The following is a 25,463-nucleotide window of genomic DNA, read 5'->3' on the forward strand; positions in this document are numbered from 1 at the left end:
ATTGAAAGCGTTCTTCAAAACATATTATACTAATCTCTTCATTGGAAAAGCAACTTTTGCGGGTTTGGCTATTTGCGCAGTACTTTTTCTATTCTCCTTTTTCTTGCCATGGCTTGGGGATCTTCCTTATTTCGTCTTATCGCTACTAGTTATATTGATCATCGCTGATTTGATCCTTTTATTCAGAATCAAGCGAGGCGTTTTTCTCCGCAGAGATCTTCCTGAAAGGCTAAGTAATGGCGACGATAATGAGATCCGCATTTACATCGAAAATTATTACCCCTTCGACTTGAACGTGGGCATCATTGACGAAATACCTTTTCAGTTTCAGAAACGGGATCTGTGGTTCAAAGCCCGACTGAAGCCAGGCTCGCACAAAGACCTTATTTATAAGCTTCGTCCTACAAAACGAGGTGAATACCTTTTCGGTTCCGTCCATGTTTATGCAGCCTCGCCACTCCGGCTGCTTAGCAGAAGATTTAAATTTTGTGAAGAAACCTCTGTCGCCGTCTACCCATCGTTTCTGCAGCTACGCAGGTATGAACTGATGGCGATTTCCAATCGTCTAACTGAGATCGGTATCAAGAAAATTCGTCGCATCGGCCATAGCCTGGAATTTGAACAGGTAAAGAATTATGTGGTGGGCGATGATTACCGAACGGTCAACTGGAAAGCTACCGCAAGAAAAGGGGAGTTAATGGTCAATTCCTATACGGATGAGAAGGCACAACATGTTTACTGCATCATCGATAAATCAAGATCCATGAAGATGCCATTTGAAGGCCTAAGCTTATTGGATTATGCCATCAATGCAAGCCTGATCCTTTCCAGCGTTGCCCTGCTTAAGGAAGATAAGGCTGGGTTAATTACCGCGGCAGAAAAAATTGCAACCATTGTGCCTGCTGATCGACGTCCCGCGCAGTTGGGGAAGATAATGGCCGCGCTCTACAAGGAGAAAACCAGATATCTGGAACTCAATATGGAAGCGGTATATAGCGGAGTGCGTAATGTGATGAAGCAACGCAGCCTGATTGTATTTTTTAGCAATTTTGAAAGTATGTCCGCACTACAGCGACAAATGCCTTTCCTTAATAGGATTGCCAAATACCACCTGCTACTGGTCGTATTCTTTGAAAATACAGAACTAAAATCCCTAACTGATACGCCTGCTGCGGACGTTGAGGGAATCTACATCAAGACTATTGCAGAGAAGTTTAGCTATGAAAAAAAACTAATGGTTAAAGAGCTAACAAAACATGGGATCCTTAGTGTGCTAACTCCACCAGATAAATTAACGATCAATGTAGTGAACAGTTATCTGGCTATCAAAGCGCAGCAAAAAATCTAACACTCCGGTAAACTGATTGGAATGTTTGTGGCCAGTCCGCCATCCGACGTCTCTTTGTATTTTGAGTTCATATCAAGTGCAGTTTCCCACATTGTGTTTACAACCGCATCTAAACTTACCTTTGCCTTATCAGGATTGCTTTGCAAAGCTAGCTGACTGGCGGTGATTGCTTTAATTGCTCCCATTGTATTTCGTTCGATGCAGGGAATTTGAACTAAGCCACCTATAGGGTCGCAGGTTAACCCCAAATGATGTTCCATGGCAATTTCTGCAGCCATTAATACTTGCCGCTGAGAACCACCAAGACACTCCGTTAGCGCTGCTGCCGCCATTGCAGAGGAAACTCCGATTTCTGCCTGGCAGCCGCCCATTGCTGCAGAAATTGTTGCGCCTTTTTTAAATATGCTTCCAATCTCAGAAGCACAAGTAATAAACTGGATAATTTTGTCTTCAGAATTGCCATCGCAAAAGATAATGAAGTACTGCAATACCGCAGGAATAACGCCAGCTGCACCATTAGTAGGTGCAGTAACTACGCGGCCAAATGAAGCATTCTCCTCATTCACAGCCAGAGCAAAACAGCTCACCCAATCTAAGATATAGTTAAAACCATTTCCACCCTTTCTGATCGCTTCAATCCAGCTGTTGTAGTCGGAATAATCGCAGGCCGCGACTAATCTTTTATTCAAAGCAGCAGCTCGTCTGCCTACATTCAATCCTCCAGGTAAATATCCCCCAGTATGACAACCACGGTAAATACATTCCTGCATCACTTTATAATGCTGTAAAATACCTTTCTTCGTTTCCGTTTCCGTTCTCCAGGCCGATTCGTTCTCCAAAACGACCTCTGAAACTTTCAGGCCAGTACTTAAGCACCAATGCAACAGATCGCTTGCTTTTTCAATTGGGAAAGGAAGATCGACCATTTCTTTTTCGCTGCCTGTTTCTCCCTCTTTCACCACAAAGCCTCCGCCAATAGAATAATAGGTCTCCGAAAAAGCTTTACCCGTATTCAAAAATGCCTGAAAAGTAACGGCATTGGGGTGAAAGGGTAGGCTCTCAAAATATAGAAAGGTCAGGTCGTTGTCGTACGTAAAAGATATCAGCTGTGCGCCACCTAGCTTTATAAGCTCTTCTTGCTTAATGGTTGCAATGGTATCATCTATCGCATTAACATCGAATGTTACCGGATCAGCGCCCGATAGGCCAAGTAATATGGCCACATCTGTACCGTGACCAACTCCAGTTTTAGCCAGCGATCCGTACAAGAGAATTTTTACTTGTTCTACAGACTCCATTAACCCTTTCGCAGTTAGTGATGCTGTGAATTGTTGCGCAGCTCTCCATGGGCCAAGGGTATGTGAACTCGACGGGCCGATGCCTATCTTAAATATATCAAAAACTGAGATCTGTTCGCGCTGCATATTTACAAAGCTAGTTAAATGATGGCTAAGAAAAGCCATGCCCGTGACATTCTAAACGCAAAAAACCCGCTACTGGAGCGGGTTTTCTTAAGCTATAGCGCAAATGATATTACATCATTCCGCCCATACCGCCGCCACCCATTGGAGGCATACCTGCACCTGCAGGAGCATCATCCGGATCATCAGCCAATACACATTCTGTTGTTAATAACATTGCTGCGATTGAAGCTGCATTTTCCAAAGCTACACGACCAACTTTCGTAGGGTCAATAACTCCGGCAGCGATTAGGTTTTCATATACATCAGTACGTGCGTTGTAACCGAAGTCACCAGTACCTTCTTTAACTTTTTGAACAACGATAGAACCTTCGATACCAGCATTTTGGCAAATTTGACGTAAAGGCTCTTCTACTGCACGTTTAACGATTGCAATACCAGTAGTCTCATCATCATTTAAGCCTTTCATACCTTCCAATGCTTCAATAGCACGGATGAAAGCTACACCACCACCAGCAACGATACCTTCTTCAACAGCCGCACGGGTTGCATGTAAAGCATCATCAACACGGTCTTTTTTCTCTTTCATTTCTACTTCAGAAGCAGCACCTACGTAAAGAACAGCAACACCGCCAGCTAATTTAGCCAAACGCTCTTGTAATTTTTCTTTATCATAATCAGATGTAGTAGTCTCGATTTGAGCTTTGATCTGGTTAACGCGGGCTTTGATATCTTCAGAAACACCAGCACCATTGATGATCGTAGTATTGTCTTTATCAACAAGTACTTTCTCAGCAGTACCTAAGTAAGAAAGGTCAGCATTTTCTAATTTGAAACCTCTCTCTTCAGAGATCACAGTACCACCAGTTAAGATAGCGATGTCTTCTAACATTGCTTTTCTTCTGTCACCGAATCCTGGTGCTTTAACAGCAACTACTTTCAGAGATCCACGGATCTTGTTTACTACCAATGTAGCAAGAGCTTCACCATCTAAATCTTCAGCAATGATCAATAACGGTTTACCAGTTTGAACTTGTTTCTCCAAAACAGGCAACAATTCTTTCATGTTGCTGATCTTTTTGTCATAGATCAAAATGTAAGGGTTTTCTAATTCCGCTTCCATTTTGTCAGCATTAGTCACAAAGTATGGAGATAAGTAACCACGGTCGAATTGCATACCTTCTACTGTTTTGACTTCAGTTTCAGTTCCTTTTGCTTCTTCAACAGTAATTACACCATCTTTACCTACTTTACCCATTGCTTCAGCGATCAAAGCACCAATAACTTCGTCATTGTTTGCAGAGATAGATGCTACTTGTTTGATTTTGTTGTTGTCTTCTCCAACAGTTTGTGATTGAGCTTTAAGGTTCTCAACAATAGCTGCAACAGCTTTATCGATACCACGTTTCAAGTCCATTGGATTTGCACCAGCAGCTACGTTTTTGATACCTGCAGTTACAATTGCCTGAGCCAATACAGTTGCAGTTGTTGTTCCGTCACCTGCAATATCAGCAGTTTTAGAGGCAACTTCTTTAACCATTTGAGCACCCATGTTTTCAATTGGGTCTTTTAACTCTATTTCTTTAGCTACCGTAACACCATCTTTCGTGATGGAAGGTGAGCCGAATTTTTTGTCGATAATTACGTTACGACCTTTAGGTCCTAAAGTTACTTTAACTGCATTAGCCAAAATGTCTACACCTCTTTTCAGGGCGTCACGGGCTTCTACGTTATATTTTACTTGCTTTGCCATTTTATTTTAGTTGATTCTTTGTTTTAAGATTTAAGAGACCGGCCTTAACCTGTCAGTTCAGAAGATTAAAGGGAATTAAAGAGTTCCTAAAATATCAGATTCTCTCATAATTAAATACTCTTTACCTTCGATGGTAATTTCTGTACCACCGTATTTGCTATAAAGCACTAAATCGCCAACTTGAACAGTGGGTACGATCAAAGCTCCAGTGTTGTCCGCAAATTTACCAGGACCAACAGCAACTACTGTTCCTTGTTGAGGTTTCTCTTTAGCGGTATCCGGAATGTAAAGACCAGATGCTGTTCTTTCTTCTGCAGCGGAAGTTTCAACAACCACTCTGTCTGCATTAGGTTTAAAGTTTAAAGCCATAACTTGTTATTGTTTTTATTTAGTTTTTGTAAAATATTTATTTAATTACGCCAAGTAGGAACTATCAGTTTTTATGCCAAGCCACAATTGCTTGACAAATTTTCACAGCATTGTCAGCTAATGAATAGGGGACGCACCAATTGTGTCAGAGTGGCAGAATGCTAAAAGCCCGGTAAGTTTTACCTTACCGGGCTTTTAGCATTTCTGTTAAACAGAATTATTTTTTTGTAGTATCAGCAGAAGGTGTTGCAGGTGCAGGAGCTGGTGTAGCATTCTGACCTCCTAGAATAGAAGGAGAAGCAGTTTTATCCAGTTGTTCCTGAATTTTCGAACCTGTTCCAGTAGATGAATCACCAGATTTAGCCATAGTAGTGATTGATAACGTAACCACAACGATCAGCGCAAGTAATACCCAGGTGCCTTTCTCAAGTACGTCCCCTGTACGTTGTACACCAAACATACTGCTGCCAGCACCGCCAGTAGCTAAGCCACCGCCTTTTGGGTTTTGTATCAAAACAAATAATGCAAGCGCGATGCAAATAATGATTAATAGAATAATTAAAAACAGCATAGTATGTTATGGTATTAGATTTTCTTTTTGATCGATTGAATAAGGTCGGCAAAGTAACGGCTTTTTTCTGGAAACTTCAAACTTAATTTTTCGTAAGTCTGTATCGCCTTATCATAAAGCATTTGCTCAATATATATCTTTGCTAAGGTTTCGGTAACCATGTCGTTATGGTCTTCAGCACTCTTTCTGGCCTTATTATCGTTGTTAATTTGCTCTGCCCTCGGCGTCCGGATCTGAGGCTCATTCTTAATGAATTTCTCAATGATATCACTTCCTCTGTGCAACTCCCTTTCATGCATTGGTCCACCAAGTAATTCCTCCGCATTAAAAGGTGTTTGTAGATGAAAAATATGCTCTACATATTGCTGTTGTAGTTCACTGGGCTTTACAGACGTGGAGGGTTGCTGTGCTGTTTGCGGCGATACCTTGCCTTGTTTAGGTGAGGCATAAGGCTGGAAGATCTGCTGATGTTCCTTTCGGGTCTTAGCCAGCCACCATAAAAAGGTGTAAGGTAATTTATCATCATCATACTTACTGATAATCGTATCTTCTGGAGCCGCCAGTGCCAAAGCTTCAGCCTCTGCAGATTCCTGTTCTTCAATTTCAGGAATAGATTCCACCTGGAAGTTTTCCTGAAAGGCGAAAAAATCTGTAGCAACAATGTTTTCTAAAACCAGGTCTTGTTCCAGTTTATCTTCTAAAGAAATCGCTGGCTTGTAATCTTCAATATTAATTTCACCAATTTCATCGAAGACTTCCTGTTCGTCAACCTCATTGATCAATGCTTCGTCCAGCTCAATCGGCTGCTCGGTTTCTGGATCCCCAACCGTTACTGGTAATTCGTAGACAAAAGAAGTCCTTAAAAGCCCTTTCGGTTGATGAAGGAGCGTATGCAAAATCTGTCCGTTCGTATACAAAGCGGCCGATGCCAGCGATTCAACTTCTGTCTCGGTACCAAGACTGGCTTTCGCAAGTAATAACCTCAAAGGCTGAAAGTAAGGATACTCCGCTATCAGATCCCTTAGTGCAGGGACGTCGTTGGCGCCGATCTTTTCAGGCTCCGCAAGGAAGGCCGTTATGTTAAAAACACCTACCACTGCGCAAAGGCTCTGTTAAAAACGTCTTCAATAAGTTGCTGCGTAACTATTCTAATCAAGGCGGGCTCTTGCGCTTGAAGATTTCCGGTAAGCCTGAACTCGGTAAAGCGTTCAAATGGTTCTTCAAAGCTTTTTGTGGGATCTAGATTGTTAACGTATTTGACATTTATCCGTATTGTCAATCTGTTCGCGCCAGCAACATTCTGCCTGTTGGCATTGTCTTGAAGGGCAACCGGTCTGATGTCATACCCGGTAATGTTTCCCGAAAAAGTAGCCTCAGGATCATTATTGGTAAGGCTCAGTTTAGTTTGGTTTCTAATCCTTGTCTTAAACTCTTCCGTAAGCTGGGTGCTCAAAGTGGACACCACCAAAGGTGCATTGTTTTCAAAAACAGTAACGTTAACTGTTTTCATGCCGGGCGGTATAGATATTCCTTCTAAGCTAACCTTACAGCCGCTGATCAGAAACAAAAACATAACGATATATATATATCTCATCATTATAGGTTAAGTTCTTTAATTTTTCTATAAAGTGTGCGCTCCGAAATGCCTAGCTCCTGTGCAGCGAATTTACGTTTTCCCTTATGCTTTTTTAAAGCTTTTTTGATCAAGTCAGACTCTTTATCTATCAATGATAACGATTCTTCGACCTCCTCGGCATCATGGGTATAGTTGTAATCTACCGGTGCATTCTGAGATGGTTTTTTAATCGTGAGCTGTGGCGGCTGCGGATCATGGTTCATCGTTTGGTCCACATCCTGATAGAGCTGGTTAATGTAGTGCGTGTTATCCTCCATGATATGGGAAGTATTTCCTCCATTCTGTAGGATTTCAGCAACCAGTTTTTTCAACTCCATCATGTCCTTTTTCATGTCGAAAAGAACCTTGTACAGGATGTCGCGCTCGGTGTAATCTTCCTTGTTGTTATTGCCGTTAATCGCCATCGGCAAGTTGCTGCCGCTCTCATTGGGTATGTAGTTCAGGATGGCTGCAGCAGAAACATTTCGCTCCTTCTCTAACACACAAATTTGCTCCGCTATATTCTTAAGCTGGCGCACGTTTCCCGGCCAGCTATAATTACTTAAAATCTGAATGGCATCGGGTTCCAGCTGAATCCCCGGACTCCGGTATTTATCACTAAAATCCGCAGAAAACTTTCTGAAAAGCAAGAATATATCCTCTTTACGTTCATGTAAAGCCGGTATCCGCAGGGGAACCGTATTTAATCTATAATAAAGATCTTCTCTAAATTTTCCTGATTTTACCCTATTGTACACATCAACATTAGTCGCCGCAATAATTCTTACGTCTGTTTTTTGTACTTTGGAAGAGCCAACCCTCAGGTACTCTCCACTCTCCAGGATACGAAGCAGCCGGGCTTGAGTTCCTAAAGGAAGTTCTGCTACTTCATCAAGAAATATAGTTCCGCCGTTGGCAACTTCAAAGTAACCCTTACGTGCCTCATGAGCGCCTGTGAAAGACCCTTTTTCATGGCCAAATAATTCTGAATCAATAGTGCCTTCAGGAATTGCCCCACAGTTCACCGCGATAAAAGCACCATGCTTTCTAGTGCTCATCTGATGTATGATGTGAGAAAAAACCTCTTTACCACTCCCACTTTCACCAGTAATGAGAACTGACATGTCCGTAGGGGAAACCTGTCTCGCAATATCGATAGCCCGGTTCAAAAGGGGCGATCCCCCGATTATACCAAAGCGATTCTTTATATCTTGTATATCCAATGTCTCAATTGTTAAATTAAACCATTTCAGGCTCCTCCACGATCACTGTGCCCAGTAATGTGGCAGATGTACACCTGTCAACGAAAACGGTAACATATTGTCCCGCCACTACACCCGCTACTGCCGGAAAAACAACCATCGCATTTTGGTCATTCCGGCCACAAAAGTCTTTGTCAGATTTTTTAGAGGTTCCTTCCACTAAAATTCTCATGGTTCTTCCAACAAACTTTTCTAAACGGTATAACGACGACTCTTGTTGCTTCAATAAGATTTCTGCAAGTCTCCGTTTTTTCACTTCTTCAGGAATATCATCAGCAAATTTCCGCGCGGCAAGTGTTCCTGGCCGTTCAGAGTAGCTAAATGTGAATGCGAAGTCGTAACCCACATAGTCCATCATGCTCAAGGTTTCCTGATGTTCTTCTTCCGTTTCTGTGCAGAAACCAGCAATAATGTCCGAAGAAATTGCACAGTCGGGAATGATGTTTCTAATTGAATCTATGCGATTGATGTACCATTCCCTAGTATAAGTACGGTTCATCAGCTCTAAAATTCTGCTGCTCCCCGATTGAACAGGAAGGTGAATGTAGTTGCAGATGTTATCATGCTTAGCGATGGTGTACAACACCTCGTCTGTAATGTCTTTCGGATGTGAGGTAGAAAAACGGATTCTTAAGTCAGAACTGATCAAAGCCACCTGTTCTAGCAGCTGAGCGAAATTAACTTCAATATCAGCATTTTCCAGAGCATCCTTGCCTTTCCATTTATAAGAATCAACATTTTGTCCCAGAAGCGTCACTTCCTTGTAACCACGGTTGTGTAGATCCTGAGCTTCCGCTAGAATAGAATGCGGATCGCGACTGCGTTCTCTTCCACGAGTGAAGGGTACCACACAGAAAGAACACATGTTGTCACAGCCCCTCATGATGGAGATAAATGCGGTAATGCCATTTCCATTCAGACGTACAGGACTAATATCGGCGTAGGTTTCTTCCCGTGACAAAAGCACGTTAATTGCTTTATGACCACTTTCTACCTCTTCAAGGAGCTGTGGTAATTCGCGGTAAGCATCTGGTCCGACCACCACATCTACCAACTTTTCTTCTTCTAAAAATTTAGATTTTAAGCGTTCTGCCATGCAACCTAAAACGCCGACTATCAATTTTGGGTTGCGTCGTTTCTCTGCGCCAAACTGCGACAAGCGATTGCGTACTCTTTGCTCCGCATTTTCTCTAATTGAACAGGTATTTATGAATACAACGTCAGCTTCTTTATAGTCCTTAGTGGTTTCGAAGCCCTGATCAAATAATATAGAGGCAACGATTTCACTGTCTGCGAAGTTCATCTGACAACCGTAGCTTTCAATATAGAGCTTTCTTCCGTTCCTTACTTTTGGTCCATCGATTACCAAAGCCTCTCCCTGGCGCTCTTCATTATGTGTCTTATCGTTCGGCTGCAAATCAATCATCATATCTTAACTTATATCGGGTCTCAAAAATACGGAAATTTTTACAAATGACAATGTGGCAGATTGCCTTTTTCATATTTGGTTCTCTTTCGGTTTTCGCTGTAGGTTGAAGCGGCGTTGGTCCGGTGTTGAGCCGGGGTTGGTCCGGCGTTGGTTCGTCCTAGGCCGGATCAACACCTTGCCAATAACGAAGCAATACCTAGTCAAGTATCAAGGAATATTAAAAGGAGCTAAAATAGCAATCCATCATTTGTTGATAGTACACTAGTTGAGTTGTGGTTTGATCAAGTGCATATTAAAAGGGAGTTTAATCAAATGCGAGTCCAATTTTTACCGGTGTAGATTGGACTTGTAATGCTTTTACATTGGACTCACATTGGACTTGCCCAAACTTCATCTAGACTAGTGACCTAATATTTAGGTTCCGTCTATCTGTATCTTTCCGGAATCTTTCTTGGTAGTTTTTGTGCATCCGTAGTCCGTCAGCGCATTCGATGGAAGAATTTTGATCTAAAGTCGCGTAGCCTAATTTCACGTCAATTTATTATCAAATACTTATTATCAGAAACAGCAAAACTATTTTGATTAGTGGAATGGGTTTATGATAATCAGCAAAAAGAAAAAAGATATGTACAGCTTGATAGGCAAAGATTTGCTTGGTTGAAAGGATGAACCTTCGGTTACAATAAACTACCAACAAATGAGGAATAGTGATAGAGTTCCAATCTACTTAGGTTGGGTGACTGCAGATTCTTTTAGTAAATTACAGTAGATCAAATTTTGAAAAGCCATGGACAGTTTCATTCTTTTCAAATACTTAGGGACATATTATTATAAGTCCTATTTAGGAAAGGTCATTTAGCACGTAACTTAGATTTTTATTATCTCGTCAAACCCGTAAATTTATTACATGAAGCATTTGTATCTTTTAGTTTTCGCCCTTTTATTTCCGCTTTTGACTAAATCACAACACCTCCAGACATCACTAATTTATACATCGGATATCGACCGTTTTTGGATAGCCTATGATAGTGTAAAGACCACTATTGACACAGCCATTCAGAGAAATTATATGCAAAAGCTATATATAGATAAAGGATCTGAAGGACTACAAGCTTTTATGAAGGCGCGTGATTATGACGCAGAACTTTGGGTTCACATTATAAATAAATATCCTAAGTTTTGGACTAGCATAAGAAAAAACACTTTGCAAGCTAAAAGGGATGCTAAGCGCATTGAAGTAAGCATTAATCAATTTAGAAAACTTTATCCAGAATTACGTCCTGCTAAGATGTATTTCACTATTGGAGGATTGCGGTCTGGTGGCACAACAACAAATGATATGGTTTTGGTGGGAGCCGAAATTGCGACAGCCGACCAAACAACTGATGCTGCAGAATTAAGCGATTGGTTAAAAAATGTTTTTAAAAATCAGCAGGGAGCCAATTTAGTTAGCGTAAATGTTCACGAGTACGTTCATACTCAACAACAACCAAAAGGACAGACTTTACTTGCCCAGAGTATCAGAGAGGGTTCTGCAGACTTTATTAGCGAAGTAGTAACCGGAAAAATAGATAGCAGTGCTTATACTGTGTATGGAAGACAACATGAAGCCCGATTAAGGGAATTGTTCAAACTAGAAATGTTCAGTACTGAAACGTCTAATTGGTTGTATAATGGCTCTAATGCACCACATGCCGACTTAGGTTACTTTATGGGATATGCTATTTGCCAATCTTACTACAAAAACCAGCCAGATAAGAGAAAGGCCATAAAAGATATTATTGAGCTGAACTACCAGAATTTGCAGCTTTTGAACGATTTTTTGACGGCTTCTAAATATTATGACAAGCCTTTGAACCCAACCGAATTGCTTAAAGATTTTGAAGCCCTGAAACCCTCTGTTGTAAACCTCTCACCCGACATTAATTTAAAAACTGACGTGGATACAACTTTAACTGAATTAACATTCAATTTTTCTCAAACGATGGGAGAAGGAAAATCTATCACTTTTGGTAAAGGAGGTAAAGATCACTTCCCACTTACTAGTATTATTGGCTTCAGCGAGGATCGAAAATCTTTCAAAGTTAAGCTTGCCTTAGTGCCAGACAAAGATTATAATTTTGTAATTACTGGTAAAGGATTTAAGTCCAAAACTGGACACCCGCTTAAAGAATATACTGTTCAGTTCAACACGAAGAAGGCTAGATAATTCTGCATATACAGCTTCCCTCATTCCTCAGTTCAGGCGTTTAGTTAAATCAACATGCCTGTCAAGTAGCCGACTATTCATTTTTTTCCATACATGACTAATGAGGTGTCGATTTTAGGAATGGACAAAAATTAATTTCTAGGACCCTATAGGACTATTCATAATTCCCATTGTCTTGTATGCAGAAATTGGGATAAATAGATGTTCAACAACTTGTTTACTAAGCGCGCAAATAATACTTCTGGATGGTTCGGGGATTATCCCACATGGGCTTCTGCGAGTGCTGTTGCAGGCGGTTATGATTCAAACGTCATCTTGAATACAACTAAAGAAGCCATTTTAAAAGTTAAGAATGGTGAAGCTGTTTATGAGCGCGATTCGGTCATCTTCGATAAAAAACAATGTCCTTATTCTCTTTTGGCTTATTTGCAATTGAGTGCTGCTTTAAAAAAGACCGCTATACATGTGCTTGACTTCGGAGGTTCCCTTGGCAGTACTTACTATCAGATCAAGGAATACCTTACAAAAGAAGTTTGTGCTAGCTGGAATGTAGTAGAACAAGCGCATTATGTAATCTGCGGAAAAGACTTTTTCGAAGATGAAATACTGAAGTTTTATCCAAGTATCGAAGCCTGTAAAGCGGCAAAAAAGATAAGTCTGGTTGTGCTCTCCGGTGTCGTTCAATATCTGGAGAAACCACATGAATTTTTGAAACAACTGGTTAATCATGGCTTTGACTTCCTGATTTTTGATAGAACAGCTTTTAATAATAAGAACAATGATAGGTTGACCCTACAAATTGTGCCGTCTGAAATATACCCTGCATCTTACCCTTCCTGGTTCTTTGACCAGAAGCTTTTCCTAAGTCACTTTACAGAAAACTACAGTACCGTTGCTGAATTTCCTTCTTATGTTGAAGGGGAGCAAGTAATGAAAATAAACAATAAGCCCGCGGGCAGCGATAGTGGTTTTTACTTCATTAACCGATCGTTCCATGCTTAATTTCTGCACACTATTCAACACGACGTATTTATCTCGTGGACTAGCAATGTACCAGTCACTCGAGAAACATTCCGCTAGCTTTCACCTGTATATCGTAGCTTTCGATGACCATTGTTTTGATCTTTTGAACAGGCTTGGTCTGGAGTGTGCGACGATCATCAGCTTGAAACAGTTTGAAAATGAACGGCTGCTGGAAGCAAAAAAGGGAAGGACTACTGGCGAGTATTGCTGGACCTGCGGCTCATCAAGCATAAAATATTGCATAGAAACATACAATCTTGACCACTGCACTTATGTTGATGCAGATCTTTTGTTCTTTAAAGATCCATCTGTATTAATTGAGGAAATGGGAGAGAAATCCGTCTTAATCACTGAACACCGATTTTCGTCCCGTTACGAGCAGTCTGCGAACAATGGGAAATATTGCGTTCAATTTATGACATTTAGAAATACCTGGGGGGGTATGGAAGTGCTTAACTGGTGGGTTGATGCCTGTATTACATGGTGTTATGACCGCATTGAAGATGGTAAATTTGGAGATCAAAAATACCTTGACGATTGGACCACCAGATTTAGTACTGTCCACGTGCTGCAACATCTGGGGGGTGGCGTTGCCCCCTGGAATGTTCAGCAATACGACTTCAGACCAAAGGGCACACAGGTGCTTGGCAGGGAAACTGCAACCAAAGAGAAATTCGATCTTGTATTTTATCACTATCACGATTTCCATTATACGACAAACAATACCTACAGTCTATCCAATAACGCTTACCAGTTGGGACGAAATCATGTGAGGTATATATACCGTGCTTATGGTACAGCTTTATCTGAAGCAGAGAAAATAATCAGTGCGTATAACAAACAAATTGTCTCTCACGAAATCACTGACGATATCCGCTGGGTTAAAAAAGGTCCAGCCAGATCCCTACTCTTCTTTTTAAGGGGGTACTATAAAAATATCTACAAAAAAAATGCACTAGAATATGGCTTCCTTAGTTGATCTAAAAACATTTACTGACAATAGGGGAAACCTCACGGTGATTGAAAAGGTAGTGCCTTTCGACATCAAAAGGATCTTTTACATCTACGGCGTTGACGATTCAGCGCGCGGTGGCCACAGACATTACGAAACAAGGCAGGCGGCGATCTGCATTCGTGGAAATTGTACGATCTACAATGACAACGGAACAGAGGATTCTTCTATCTTACTAGACAGTCCTGACAAGTGCCTACTCATTGAGCCGGAAGACTGGCATACTATGCACAGTTTTAGCGACGATGCGATTTTGATGGTGCTTGCTTCGGAGTACTTTGCTGCAACTGATTACATCTATACGCCTTATCAAATTAAATGCGCAATATGATAGAGTACGAGAATTTGTTTCTACTGAACGCGCCTTTTATGGAGAGCTACAAAGAAAGCTTCTCCGATAGCCTAAACAAAGGCTGGTTTGTGCTGGGAAACAAAGTAAGTACTTTTGAACAAGAGTTTGCGGCCTACTGCGGAAGCAAATATGGAGCGGGTTTAGCATCGGGCCTGGATGCGTTAGTGCTTGCGCTAAAATACTTTGATTTTCCAGAAGGATCAGAGGTTATTGTTCCTTCAAACACTTACATTGCTACAATTTTAGCTATCTATAATAATGGTTTGGTTCCAGTATTGGTTGAGCCAGATTTAAATACCTATAACATTGATCCCTCAAAAATTGAGGAAAGAATTACGGCTCGTACTAAGGTCATTATGGTGGTGCACTTGTATGGTAAATCTTGTGAGATGCATCCAATTATGGATCTTGCCCATAAGTTTGAGCTTAGAGTAATCGAGGACTGCGCACAGTCACACGGAGCCAGTTACAAGAGGAAAAAAACAGGGACTTTCGGTGAATTTGGTGCCTTTAGTTTTTACCCTACGAAAAATCTTGGCGCTTTAGGCGATGGTGGAGCATTACTCTCCAACGACCTTGAAGCGATCACTAAAGTGAAGGCTTTGCGCAACTACGGTTGTCATGAAAAGTACTACAACAATTACATTGGCATCAATTCAAGATTAGACGAGATACAAGCCGGTTTCTTGTCTGTTAAACTAGCGCATTTGGATGCGATTAATTCACACAAGAAGAAACTTGCCGCACTTTATCAGCAAGGCTTGAAGTCTGATTTCATATTACCAGTTGTTAATGAAGACCACGAGGACGTATTTCATATTTACGCAATCAGACATGCAAAAAGGGATAAATTACGAGCGCATTTGCTTGCAAACAATATTCGTACAGAAATACATTATCCAGTTCCACCACACCAACAAAATGCGTTAAAGAGCAAGCTTCTTAAAGGGGCTTACCCAATTTCAGAATTAATACACCAAACAACACTAAGTTTACCCATTTCGTTCTACCACACCACAACACAGGTAGAAGAAGTCATAGAAACGATGAACGCCTTTTAAGGGGCGTTCATTTTCTATTGAAAATTAGTATTTTAGCCCTTAGGTAAAATACTGAAATGATACAAAGTTGGATTAAGGGAGTGGTAAGGCTATGTTTAGCGATTCTGCTCTTATTTTTAGGAGCGTGTAAAAAGGAATCGAGTGCAGAATCGGCAAAGGTAAAGCCTCCGGTTCGAATATACGTAGTTACCGCACGTGCGGATAAGAAAGGTACCAATAGCAGCTCTGCAGGCACTGCCGTGCTCAAAGGCCAATATGATGAAGAGACAAAGGTGCTGAGTTACAGCATTGAATATACCGATATTGAACCTCAAGTGATGACTTTGAGGTATGGACCAAAGGGTTCAGCAGGAACATTTGTTAAAGAACTATATAATATAAACAGAGGAAAATTAAGTGTAATCAACGGAGGGTTTGAATTAACACCCTTGCAGGAAAGAAACTTGTTAAAGGGACTTTGGTTTGTTGCGGTAAATACAGCGATAATGACGCCTGAAATATCTGGAGTACTAACTTATAAACAGCAATAAGTTGGGCACATGGTAAGGCAAATATCCGTAGTAACAGACGAAGATCTGGATGTAATTGATACGCTCAAAACGCGTGACAAAAGGCGGTTTGAAGTGTTTTATAAAAAGTATTACAGGCCGCTATTTACTGTTGCCTACCGGTATGTTGGGCATACAGAAGTGGCTGAGGAAATAGTGCATGACGTGTTCATAAATATTTGGAACAAAGCCGATCAACTAAACATTCAGACTTCCATGAAAAGTTATCTGTTCAGGTCTATCATCAACTCCTCCTTAAACTATATTAAGAAGGAAAAGGCGCAATTGGAAAAGCAATCGGCATATAAAATTGTTCATGATCAAGAGCTGGCAACCCAGGAGGATGATGTTACAGAGTCAGAGGAGGCGTTATTTAAGGGACTGGAGGACGCCCTTGCGCTCTTACCCGACAAGTGTAAACAGGTGATGTACCTGAGCAGGTTCGGTAAATTGAAACAGCAGGAAATAGCCGATCAACTGGAGATTTCGATTAAGACAGTAAAAAATCACTTAACCTATGGATTCAAAAAGTTAAGGGAGCATTTGGAAAAACATAAGCAACTTACAATCTGGGTAGTATTGCTTTTAAATTTATAACGCGTTAATCTCAGTGAAATGGCAGAGTATCAAAACAGTGAAGAATTAATTTACGAACTAATCATAGAAGACCTGGACGAGACCATTTCTATGACCGATAAACTGATCCTACAGCAGTGGAGAGCGGCTGATGTCGCAAATGAACAGACTTATCTTGAGTTTCTAAATGTGCAGAAGGGTATTGATAAACTTTATGGCGTCCATGGTAATGCTGATGCTTCCTGGGAATCGCTTGAGAAAAAGCTATCTGTAGCAGATAATGATACTTATGAGCCGAAAGTAACGAGAGGCAATTTTGGATTTTATTTACGAATTGCAGCAGTTCTTTTGTTAATATCTTCACTAGGTTACTATTTTGTGTCTCAGGGAAAATATGCAGTAGTAAGCACATCGGAGAGCGCTGGCGTAACCCGTATTGTATTGCCTGATGAGACTGTTTTAAACCTGAATGCAGGTACCAAAATTAGATATGACAAAGAAAATTTCTTGTTGAATAGGAATCTAGAAGTGCTGGATGGAGAGGTTTTTATTCAAGTCGTAAAACATGAGGGTGCGCAATTTAGGGTTGTAGCCGGGGATCTTGAGGCAGAAGATATAGGCACCAGTTTCAATGTTGAAAATAGAAAGGATAATGTTTCTGTAACCGTTGAAGAAGGCAAGGTCGCTCTAAGGCATAAGGATACGAAGCAAGAATTAATATTGATTGCAGGTACGGTGGGGACATTTAATGCCAATAGCAAACGGTTGGCTATGAACAACAATGCAGATCCTAATTATAAATCATGGCTTGATAAGCGCTTTACCTTCAATGGTATGGCACTTTCTAAAGTAGCTTTACAATTAGAAGAGGTTTATCAGGTGCCTGTTCTCGTTAAAGGAAATGTGTTAAATAATAGGAAATTTACTGTAGCCAACCTTCATTATCAAACAATTGATAGTGCATTAGCTGTTATTTCTGCATCTTTGCGGTGTAAAATAACCAGCGAAAACGGCACTTATGTTCTATCGGATAATTAAACGAGTTAGTTTCTTAATTACTCTTCTATTATTCTTATGTACTTCAGAACTAATTGCACAGGTCAAAAGCTCGTTAAGGCAACCTATTACGCTCCAAATAACGCCTGATTCATTGATCAAGACCCTTTTAAAGCTTGAACAACACACCGGATTCAATTTTGCATTTGAACCTGATCAGCTACAAGAAAAAAAAGCAGCATCTTATAATTTTGTGCAAACTCCACTGGAAACAGTATTGACCAAAATACTTTTTGGTACTGGCCTAAGGTTTTCTATCATAGGAAATGACATCGTTATTGCTCCGGGCCGGATTTTCCAACGTACGATCAGTGGTCGTGTACGGGATCAGGCAAATGGAGAAGAACTCATTGGGGCCACCGTTCAGATCCAGGAACTCCGTGTAGGAATTGCAACGAACCAATATGGTTTCTACTCGCTTTCAGTTCCTGAAGGAGACTACAAAATGCTCATCTCTTATGCAGGATATCAAACACAGCAATTAAGCCTGCATCTTGATAGGGATGTACATGATGACATTGAATTGTTTCTTCAGAATAATAGGCTGGAGGAGGTCGTAATCAATAAGTCGACGCAGACGCCCAATCCGATTCTAATGAATGAGCAGAACTTCAGCATTAAACAGTTAAACAGTGCTCCTTATTATTTAGGCGAAACAGATGTGCTGAAAAGATTACAGATGCAAAATGGAATAAAGGCAATCTCAGAGGGAAGTTCGGGTCTTTTTGTCCGTGGTGGTAATGCAGACCAGAATTTGATTTTATTGGATGAAGCAATCGTTTACAATCCTTCTCATCTGTATGGGCTCGTATCAGTTTTTAATTCAGACGCCGTCAATAATGTCCAGCTTTATCGGGATTATATGCCTGCTAATTATGGTGGACGGCTTTCTTCCGTCATTGTAAATCGTATGACCGAAGGGAACAGCAAAGAACATCACGTAACCGGGGGAATCAACTTGATGTCTGCCAGGCTATCGGCCGAAGGGCCCTTGGTTGCGGACAAAGGATCGTTCTTAGTGGCCTATCGAAGAAGCCTTCTGGATGTGTTTCAAAACAAGTTTAAGCTTTTCAATCCGCGGTCGGTATATTATGATATAAACGCAAAAGCCAATTACAAAATAAATACCTCGAATAGCCTGTTCTACTCTATTTATTATGGTAAAGATCACTTGCTGTCTGAAGAATCGTTCGCTAATGATTGGGGGAATGTCACTTCTACACTTCGCTGGAATCACCTGTTGAATTCAAGTGTTTTCCTTAACGTTTCTGCAATTTACAGCAATTACAACAATCTGCTGGACTTAAATGCAGACACCTTATCTCAAAAAAGTCAGTGGAGCACAGCAGTGAAAGACTTGACTTTAAAAGCAGATTATACCTATTACAGGACGCCTAATAACCAGATTAAATTCGGAGCCGCAGCGACCTACCATCGTTTTATGCCAGGCGAGTCTTACCGCCTGCAAGAACCGGAGTACAACATACCGCGAGACAAGTCAGTAGAATCGGCGCTATATTTTACGCAGCAACTGAATTTTAAAGATGCTTTTGAGATAAACTATGGATTGCGGCTAGGGGGATTCTATAATGTTCAGGAGCGGCGAAATGTATATGATCAGACAGGAAATCAAATAAAGGCGGATGAAACCTCTGTCTTTGTAAATCCTGAGCCGCGCATTAATATCAGTTATTTACCTGCAAATAACCAGCGGGTTTTTGTCAGTTATAACTTAAATTATCAATATCTGCAACTTATCCAGACAAGTACCCTCGCCTTTTCTTCCTTAGAACCTTGGGTGCCTGCTTCTAGGAAAAATAGGCCACAACGGTCTAATCACGTTTCGTTAGGTTACCGTTTTGCGCCTGAAAAATACATTTTTTCTGCAACTGGTTATGTAAAAAGGCTGGACCATCAACCAGAATTACTTGGACATGCGCAAATTATACGCAATCCAGATGTGAAGAGTCAGATCAGGTCTGGATCGTCTGATGCGTACGGATTAGAATTTGAGGTAAACAAGACGGAGGGTAAATTGTCAGGAACTGTTGCATACAGCTATTCCCGTGTGTACAGAAAAATTCCCGAGATCAATTCTGGAAACAGATTCGTTGCTAATTATGATATTCCACATGAGCTAAAGCTTACTGCTAATTATGAATGGAGTGAAAAACTGTCTTTCCAAAGCTTTTTCATTTATTCAACGGGCAGGCCACTCACAATGCCAGTCGGCTATTATCAGCATGACGGACTGAATGTCCCTATTTTTGAAGGAAGAAATACGAGTCGCTTTCCTGATTTTAGCAGGGTAGATATTTCGGCAAAATATAAGTTTGAAAGCACGCTCTCGAAGAAACGTGCCATGGATCATGTTGTTTCTATTGGAATCTATAATTTATATAATCAGAAAAACCCTTTATATTACCGTTTAACTTCCTCGTCAATTGAAACAAGAAAGACAGCTGTTGAGTACGGTTTCGGCTTCTACCCCTGGATCGCTTACAGCTTTAAAATTTAATATGAAAGGACTGCGTTGCCTGTGGTGTTTGTTTTTGGCGCTGGCTCTTGCTGGTAGCGCCTGTAAGAAAAGTAATCTGGAAGAAGAGTTTTTTCTGGGACCAGGGAAGCGGTATGATCTCGCTTTAGAGGGAGGATTTAATACGCTTACAATAAATCAATATATACGGCTAACTAAACCTTCCATGCACCCGGATTCTATACCTACGCCGATTCGTAATGCCTCTGTTGTCGTGAACGACGGCCGGGTAGATATTGTGTATAAAGAATCGGCTATTCCAGGGACTTATGTTGCTGCTTTTCGCGGTGATCCTAACTATAATAATGCCTATAAGCTCACCTTGAAGTATGATGGAAAGACATATACAGCAGTAGATACCCTTAGGCAGGTAGTTAATGTTGTGGATGACTTTCTGCCACTATCTACCCGTATCAATGAGGCGCAAAATGTGGAGGGAAATATTCCTAAACATACCTTTGGATATCTGAATCCGAACAAGTGGTACATCTCCTACAAGGACATACCATTCTGGAATCCATCACAATTTGATCAAAGCAAATACTACAGTTATACCCATTTTTTGGGCTCACCCAATTCACTGTATCCGTTAAATAATTTAAAGCGGGCGTTTACCCTTGGTCCTGAAGAATACATCTATATCTATAAGATCTCGCTTTCGGCGAAATATTCACAGTACCTGTATTCCGTCTTTATGGAGACCGATTGGAACGGACTGTTTTCGGGTGTACCAGTAAATGGAGAGGGCAATGTATCTGGAAATGTTCAGGGTTTTTTCTCCGTAACTGATGTCGATTCCAGGCGCTATCGGGCTAAGGAATTATAGCTCAAATTGTGGCCTTGATATTGTATGCGTAATGAACATTATGGAGCAGAATAAATCAGGTAAGTATAAAGTTTTAAAGTGGGTTGCCGGTATATTAGGATTGCTGATCGTGTTGGTTGGAATAGTAGCAATCTACCTAAGTGCCAGATGGAAACCTCTGGTTACTGAGAAGTTGAAAGAAGGCGTTTACAACGGTTCTAAAGGTTTATATAAGCTGAACTTTGAGGATATTAATCTAAACCTGATCACCGGTAGTGCTACACTACATCAAGTATCTTTAACACCTGATACGGCGACTTATAATCAGTTAAGATCAAGAAAAGCTGCTCCTGCAAATTTATACGAACTCAGGCTGGAGAATCTACAGATCAACAGGGTAGCCATCCTGAACGCTTATTTCAAAAAGAAATTAGAGCTGAATTCAATCATCTTTGATCATCCATCCATCAATATACTTCACTTTAATGTTCCTAAAAAGGCCGATCCATTGAAGGAAGAAAAAACGCTCTATGAGCAGATTGCTAAGTCACTGAAATCAGTTCATGTAAGAGCGATCAGAATTGTAGATGCTGATCTGGACTATATGAACGGGGAAACCGGGAAAGTCTTAAATTCAGTGAAGCATTTGGACATCAACGTTAACGATTTTTTAGTGGACTCCTTATCTCAATATGATTCCACCCGTTTCTACCACACGAAAGACATCAGCTTTGTGTTAAAGGGCTACAAGAGTACCGGGAAAGATAAGATGTATACGACAAAGGTAGATACGATCACCGGGTCGACTGAAAAGAAGAACATAAGGGTTGTTGGGTTACAAATGATTCCACTTCATCCTGATCTGGAATTCAGCAGGATGTATAAGTATGGAAAAGACAGGTATGACTTGAAACTCGACCACATAACTTTTGCAGGAGTTGACTTTCTGAGGCTTGATACGGATGGGAGTCTTCATGCCAGTTCCTTAAGTATTGGGCCGGCTAAAATAAATATCTTTGTAAACCGTGAACTTCCACCTCCACCAGGTTTGGACAAAGCCCGTAACTTCCCTCACGTCGCTTTGAAACGCTTACCCATTCCTGCAGTGATTGATACACTTAAACTAAGAGATCTAGATGTTGCGTACACGGAGTATAATCCAATGAGTTTAAAGAAGGGCACTATATTCTTCGAAAACTTTGGGGGAAACATTTACAATCTGACCAATGACTCTTTACAACTCACAAAAAACAACCATGCTTTAGCCAAGTTGCATGCAATGGTTATGAAAACGAGCCGGCTTGACATTATTATAGATCTCAACCTTACCGCAAAGGATGCTGCCTTTACTTATAAGGGGAGCGTTGGCGCAATGGACATGAAGGTTTTGAACACAGTGGCCAAGAATATGGGATTGGTAGAAATTGAGAGCGGCAAGATGCAGAAGACGACGTTTGACATCAAGGCTAACAAGAGCGGTTCGTCTGGGACTGTTGCATTTTACTATACCGATTTAAAAGTCAAGTTGCTGAAAGATGGTGAGCTGGGCCAACCTGCTAAAAAGAAAGGTTTGTTGTCCTTCATTGCTAATACTATTTTGATCAAAGACGACAATCCTACTAAAAATGACCCTCCAAGGATCGCTAGTATCACGTTCCAGCGAACACCAGCTGCATCATTCTTTAATCTACTTTGGAAGGGTGTGTTTATAGGAATGCGGGAAACCATAGGACTAGGAATCGTACCTATAAAGACTCCTGAGCAGGCAATGAAAAAAGTGATCGAGAAGAAAGAGGATCGAAAGATTAAGCGTCAAAAGCTAAGAGAAGCGCGTAAAAGAGACAGAGCGCGTAATAATAAGCGTTAAAAAGCAGAATTGGGCGTTAATAATGTATATTGTATGCAACGTTTGCGCCTATGCGGGGGAAAAGCCGAAAGAGTTTTAATACAATAAAATGGGTAATAGGACTTCTGATAGTTCTTGTTTCTGCTGTAATTCTCACTGCGAATTATTTTGCGAATAAGCTACAGCCAATTATCAAGGCTGAACTAAAGGATCTTGTTCTTAATGCTACAGACAGTCTCTATAGTGTTGAGTTCTCAGATCTTAGCCTCAATCTGCTAACTAAGGGGGCTTCCATAAGTGATGTGAAATTCATACCAGATACTAATGTTTTCAAGCGGCTGATTGCCTTAAAGCGCGCACCAAACAATGTTTACTATATCCGGCTGAAGACCCTGTCTATCAAAAATTTCAAGCCAAAGAACCTCTTCAAATTTAAAAGGCTGAATGTAGATCTGCTACTCTTCGACAACCCGGACGTAGTAATGGTAAATACACAGTTTGATTTCAATGAGAATAAGCCCTCTTATTTACAGAAGTCCCCTTACGACTATATCTCTAAATATCTTCATGAACTAAGGGTAAATGAAATCTCTTTCCGCAATGTGAAATTCAAGTACATTGACAACAATGGCAAAGTGCCGGAAATTGATTCGGTCAACAATTTAAACGTTAACTTACAGGGTTGGTTGATTAACAAGAATTCGGATAAGGATCCTGGCCGACTCTACGCATTGGAAAATGTAATGATTGATCTGAATAACTACTCTTATGCCACGCCCGACAGCCTATATCAGGTAAAGTGGGATCATTTCAATTTTAGCTCTGCTTCTGGAAAGCTGAACATCAGCAATTTTAATGTCGAACCCCGGCTATCTGAGATGAACTTTGCAAAAACGATAGGTTATGCTAGAGAGCGCTACCGCATCTCTATGAGCAACATTGATCTGGAGGGGATAGATTTTCCGTTGTACATCAAAAAGAGAGAGTTATATGCGACACAAATGAGTATTAAAGATGGCGCGTTAGATGTGTTCAACAATAATGAACTTTCCAGTAAAATTAAGATCAAAAACGGCAAATATCCGCATCAATTGCTTCAGCAGTTGAAAGCTGCGATCACCGTAAAAATGTTAACTCTTGCAAATGTTGATATCAGCTATGCAGAATTTGATAGAGATAGTAAGAAAAAAGGAACAATATTCTTCAAAAGGACTTCTGGAACGATAACTAACATTACTAACGTTCAAAGGGTCAAAACAAAGAGTCCATATCTGTTTGCAAAAATGACCACGCATATGATGGGTAAGGGTAAACTGGATGTGAATTTTAGATTTGACCTGGATGCTAAAGACGGTGCGTTTTCTTACTCGGGTGAGTTGGGTAATTTGGATGGAAGGGTATTAAACGGAGTTACTATGCCGCTTGGAATGGTACAGGTCAAGCGTGGAACGGCCAAAAAACTGACTTTTAAAGTGAAAGCCAATGATGAGACGGCCAATGGATCCATAAAGTTTGCCTATAATGATTTGTCGGTCGCTCTGCTCAAACGGGATAAGGACGAAAACAAGTTGGTGAAGCAGGGACTGATATCACTTTTAGCAAATGCAATGGTGATCAATTCTGACAACCCTGGCAGGGACGGAGTCTTGATTGTTGCTCCTATAAGTTATCGGAGGCCAGAAACTGCATCCTTCTTCAGCTTTATTTGGCGAACGCTATTTGTAGGAATCAAATACAGCGTGGGTATTACTCCAAAAAAAGAGCAAGAGATCACAAGGAAGATTGAGAAGTTTGAGCAGATTAAGATTGACCGTGATAAACGACGGAGTATCAAAGAAAAAAGAAGAAGAGGCAATAATTACCGTTAGTCTTTAATCAATTTGAAAACCCTTACATAGTCCACATAATATTTCTGCGGAAAGATACTGTCATCAATTACTCCACCCCATTCTCCTCCTACAGCAGTATTAATAAGGAGATATAATGGTCCTTTAAAGGAGTTTTTAAAGGCGGTTTCCGGTGCCTTAACTTTTAAATAAACCTGATCGTCAACAAAGACACTTATAGAATCACCGCGGCGCTCCAGTCCGTAAACATGATAGTTAGTATGCAGATCAGAAAAATTAATGGTACTTCCCTTAGAGGATTTGTTACTGGGTTGTGAGGAAGCTGAATCCCACCAGTGAAGATTAGCATGTACCGTGTTTTCGGTGTGACCAACGAATTCCATGATGTCAAATTCTACACATTTTGGCCATCCTACGTCATTGATGTTTGTTCCCATCATCCAAAGGGCAGGCCAGATCCCTTTACCGGCAGGTAGCTTTGCTTTAATTTCCACTCGGAAATTACCCTCAAAACTTTGCTTGCCTAAGGTATTGATGCTAGCAGAAGTATACGCGGCTCCCTGATAATCTTCTTTGAGGGAAGTAATGATAAGATTTCCGTCCTTTACTTCTGCATTTTCCAGCCTGTCTTTTGTATAATATTGCTTTTCAGAGTTTCTGACCAAACCGGTCTCATAGCCCCACTTCTTTGGGTTCGCTAGCCCTTTATAATTAAATTCTTCGCTCCAAATTAACTTTCTTTTAGGCGATTGGGAATATGCGTGTAGCGTCGTTACCGCTAAAAGTATTACTCCGATTGCTGCTTTACTTAGAATACGGCTCAT

The 25,463-nt window shown here is 40.8% G+C and carries 22 protein-coding genes; 13 read left to right on the top strand and 9 right to left on the bottom strand.

What is annotated here, in order from left to right; all coding sequences use genetic code 11:
- The first annotated feature begins 1 nt into the window (after window position 1).
- On the top strand, window positions 2-1,348 hold the full coding sequence (locus WKF66_RS03230) for a DUF58 domain-containing protein (protein ID WP_489672964.1): 1,347 nt from the start codon (window positions 2-4) through the stop codon (window positions 1,346-1,348).
- Here WKF66_RS03230 and WKF66_RS03235 read toward each other — a convergent pair.
- The 8 genes from WKF66_RS03235 to miaB form a co-directional block, all read right to left on the bottom strand.
- On the bottom strand, window positions 1,345-2,772 hold the full coding sequence (locus tag WKF66_RS03235) for an L-serine ammonia-lyase (protein ID WP_489672965.1): 1,428 nt from the start codon (window positions 2,770-2,772) through the stop codon (window positions 1,345-1,347). The two genes, WKF66_RS03230 and WKF66_RS03235, sit on opposite strands and share 4 nt — an antisense overlap.
- Window positions 2,773-2,881: 109 nt before the next feature.
- The gene (groL, locus tag WKF66_RS03240; protein WP_489672966.1) at window positions 2,882-4,522 is read right to left on the bottom strand and encodes a chaperonin GroEL; all 1,641 of its coding nucleotides are present in this window, start codon (window positions 4,520-4,522) and stop codon (window positions 2,882-2,884) included.
- Window positions 4,523-4,597: 75 nt separating this feature from the next.
- Window positions 4,598-4,891: a co-chaperone GroES gene (locus WKF66_RS03245; protein WP_489672967.1), complete on the bottom strand. Its 294-nt coding sequence runs from the start codon at window positions 4,889-4,891 to the stop codon at window positions 4,598-4,600.
- 217 nt (window positions 4,892-5,108) lie between these two features.
- Window positions 5,109-5,462: a preprotein translocase subunit SecG gene (secG, locus tag WKF66_RS03250; protein ID WP_489672968.1), complete on the bottom strand. Its 354-nt coding sequence runs from the start codon at window positions 5,460-5,462 to the stop codon at window positions 5,109-5,111.
- 14 nt (window positions 5,463-5,476) lie between these two features.
- Window positions 5,477-6,559, bottom strand: a complete 1,083-nt coding sequence (locus WKF66_RS03255) for a DUF8458 domain-containing protein (RefSeq protein ID WP_489672969.1) — start codon at window positions 6,557-6,559, stop codon at window positions 5,477-5,479.
- Complete coding sequence (gene lptE, locus WKF66_RS03260) at window positions 6,553-6,972, bottom strand: LPS assembly lipoprotein LptE (RefSeq protein WP_489672970.1); 420 nt, start codon at window positions 6,970-6,972, stop codon at window positions 6,553-6,555. The genes WKF66_RS03255 and lptE overlap by 7 nt, the downstream gene beginning before the upstream one ends.
- Window positions 6,973-7,058: 86 nt before the next feature.
- Entirely contained in the window at window positions 7,059-8,300 is a 1,242-nt protein-coding gene (locus WKF66_RS03265; protein ID WP_489672971.1) for a sigma-54 interaction domain-containing protein, read from the bottom strand.
- Between the two features lie 16 nt (window positions 8,301-8,316).
- A complete protein-coding gene (gene miaB / locus WKF66_RS03270) occupies window positions 8,317-9,765 on the bottom strand; it encodes a tRNA (N6-isopentenyl adenosine(37)-C2)-methylthiotransferase MiaB (protein ID WP_489673335.1) in 1,449 nt (482 codons plus the stop codon).
- A gap of 910 nt (window positions 9,766-10,675) precedes the next feature.
- Between miaB and WKF66_RS03275 the strand changes: the two genes are divergently transcribed.
- From WKF66_RS03275 to WKF66_RS03330, 12 genes are all read left to right on the top strand, one after another.
- Complete coding sequence (locus tag WKF66_RS03275; RefSeq protein WP_489672972.1) at window positions 10,676-11,977, top strand: DUF2268 domain-containing putative Zn-dependent protease; 1,302 nt, start codon at window positions 10,676-10,678, stop codon at window positions 11,975-11,977.
- 201 nt (window positions 11,978-12,178) lie between these two features.
- Complete coding sequence (locus WKF66_RS03280) at window positions 12,179-12,979, top strand: methyltransferase, TIGR04325 family (RefSeq protein WP_489672973.1); 801 nt, start codon at window positions 12,179-12,181, stop codon at window positions 12,977-12,979.
- Window positions 12,972-13,979 (top strand): glycosyl transferase, encoded by a 1,008-nt coding sequence (locus tag WKF66_RS03285; protein ID WP_489672974.1) that lies wholly within the window; start codon window positions 12,972-12,974, stop codon window positions 13,977-13,979. The genes WKF66_RS03280 and WKF66_RS03285 overlap by 8 nt, the downstream gene beginning before the upstream one ends.
- Entirely contained in the window at window positions 13,963-14,343 is a 381-nt protein-coding gene (locus tag WKF66_RS03290; RefSeq protein WP_489672975.1) for a sugar 3,4-ketoisomerase, read from the top strand. The genes WKF66_RS03285 and WKF66_RS03290 overlap by 17 nt, the downstream gene beginning before the upstream one ends.
- Entirely contained in the window at window positions 14,340-15,425 is a 1,086-nt protein-coding gene (locus tag WKF66_RS03295; protein WP_489672976.1) for a DegT/DnrJ/EryC1/StrS family aminotransferase, read from the top strand. Before WKF66_RS03290 ends, WKF66_RS03295 begins: the two co-directional genes overlap by 4 nt.
- Window positions 15,426-15,481: 56 nt before the next feature.
- Window positions 15,482-15,955: a CHRD domain-containing protein gene (locus tag WKF66_RS03300; protein WP_489672977.1), complete on the top strand. Its 474-nt coding sequence runs from the start codon at window positions 15,482-15,484 to the stop codon at window positions 15,953-15,955.
- 9 nt (window positions 15,956-15,964) lie between these two features.
- On the top strand, window positions 15,965-16,570 hold the full coding sequence (locus WKF66_RS03305; RefSeq protein WP_489672978.1) for an RNA polymerase sigma factor: 606 nt from the start codon (window positions 15,965-15,967) through the stop codon (window positions 16,568-16,570).
- An 18-nt stretch (window positions 16,571-16,588) separates the two neighbouring features.
- Window positions 16,589-17,587, top strand: a complete 999-nt coding sequence (locus tag WKF66_RS03310; RefSeq protein ID WP_489672979.1) for a FecR family protein — start codon at window positions 16,589-16,591, stop codon at window positions 17,585-17,587.
- 112 nt (window positions 17,588-17,699) lie between these two features.
- Window positions 17,700-20,123 carry a carboxypeptidase-like regulatory domain-containing protein gene (locus WKF66_RS03315; RefSeq protein WP_489672980.1) on the top strand — a complete coding sequence of 808 codons (2,424 nt, stop codon included), beginning with the start codon at window positions 17,700-17,702 and terminating at the stop codon, window positions 20,121-20,123.
- Between the two features lies 1 nt (window position 20,124).
- The gene (locus tag WKF66_RS03320; protein WP_489672981.1) at window positions 20,125-20,967 is read left to right on the top strand and encodes a DUF4249 domain-containing protein; all 843 of its coding nucleotides are present in this window, start codon (window positions 20,125-20,127) and stop codon (window positions 20,965-20,967) included.
- Between the two features lie 40 nt (window positions 20,968-21,007).
- On the top strand, window positions 21,008-22,813 hold the full coding sequence (locus tag WKF66_RS03325; protein WP_489672982.1) for an AsmA family protein: 1,806 nt from the start codon (window positions 21,008-21,010) through the stop codon (window positions 22,811-22,813).
- Window positions 22,814-22,842: 29 nt separating this feature from the next.
- Window positions 22,843-24,660, top strand: coding sequence for a hypothetical protein (locus WKF66_RS03330; RefSeq protein ID WP_489672983.1), 1,818 nt, complete (start codon window positions 22,843-22,845; stop codon window positions 24,658-24,660).
- On the opposite strand, the gene WKF66_RS03335 is transcribed toward WKF66_RS03330, so the two are convergent.
- Entirely contained in the window at window positions 24,657-25,463 is an 807-nt protein-coding gene (locus WKF66_RS03335; RefSeq protein ID WP_489672984.1) for a glycoside hydrolase family 16 protein, read from the bottom strand. The genes WKF66_RS03330 and WKF66_RS03335 overlap by 4 nt on opposite strands.

The organism is Pedobacter sp., from assembly GCF_037719805.1.
Taxonomy (GTDB): Bacteria; Bacteroidota; Bacteroidia; order Sphingobacteriales; family Sphingobacteriaceae; genus Pedobacter.

Bases quoted from the DNA above. Each gene is read 5' to 3' on its own strand.
- WKF66_RS03235 (WP_489672965.1), bottom strand. From the start codon at position 2,772: ATGCAGCGCGAACAGATCTCAGTTTTTGATATATTTAAGATAGGCATC.
- groL (WP_489672966.1), bottom strand. From the start codon at position 4,522: ATGGCAAAGCAAGTAAAATATAACGTAGAAGCCCGTGACGCCCTGAAA.
- WKF66_RS03245 (WP_489672967.1), bottom strand. From the start codon at position 4,891: ATGGCTTTAAACTTTAAACCTAATGCAGACAGAGTGGTTGTTGAAACT.
- secG (WP_489672968.1), bottom strand. From the start codon at position 5,462: ATGCTGTTTTTAATTATTCTATTAATCATTATTTGCATCGCGCTTGCA.
- lptE (WP_489672970.1), bottom strand. From the start codon at position 6,972: ATGAAAACAGTTAACGTTACTGTTTTTGAAAACAATGCACCTTTGGTG.
- miaB (WP_489673335.1), bottom strand. From the start codon at position 9,765: ATGATTGATTTGCAGCCGAACGATAAGACACATAATGAAGAGCGCCAG.
- WKF66_RS03275 (WP_489672972.1), top strand. From the start codon at position 10,676: ATGAAGCATTTGTATCTTTTAGTTTTCGCCCTTTTATTTCCGCTTTTG.
- WKF66_RS03280 (WP_489672973.1), top strand. From the start codon at position 12,179: ATGTTCAACAACTTGTTTACTAAGCGCGCAAATAATACTTCTGGATGG.
- WKF66_RS03285 (WP_489672974.1), top strand. From the start codon at position 12,972: ATGCTTAATTTCTGCACACTATTCAACACGACGTATTTATCTCGTGGA.
- WKF66_RS03290 (WP_489672975.1), top strand. From the start codon at position 13,963: ATGGCTTCCTTAGTTGATCTAAAAACATTTACTGACAATAGGGGAAAC.
- WKF66_RS03295 (WP_489672976.1), top strand. From the start codon at position 14,340: ATGATAGAGTACGAGAATTTGTTTCTACTGAACGCGCCTTTTATGGAG.
- WKF66_RS03300 (WP_489672977.1), top strand. From the start codon at position 15,482: ATGATACAAAGTTGGATTAAGGGAGTGGTAAGGCTATGTTTAGCGATT.
- WKF66_RS03305 (WP_489672978.1), top strand. From the start codon at position 15,965: ATGGTAAGGCAAATATCCGTAGTAACAGACGAAGATCTGGATGTAATT.
- WKF66_RS03310 (WP_489672979.1), top strand. From the start codon at position 16,589: ATGGCAGAGTATCAAAACAGTGAAGAATTAATTTACGAACTAATCATA.
- WKF66_RS03320 (WP_489672981.1), top strand. From the start codon at position 20,125: ATGAAAGGACTGCGTTGCCTGTGGTGTTTGTTTTTGGCGCTGGCTCTT.
- WKF66_RS03325 (WP_489672982.1), top strand. From the start codon at position 21,008: ATGGAGCAGAATAAATCAGGTAAGTATAAAGTTTTAAAGTGGGTTGCC.
- WKF66_RS03335 (WP_489672984.1), bottom strand. From the start codon at position 25,463: ATGAGCCGTATTCTAAGTAAAGCAGCAATCGGAGTAATACTTTTAGCG.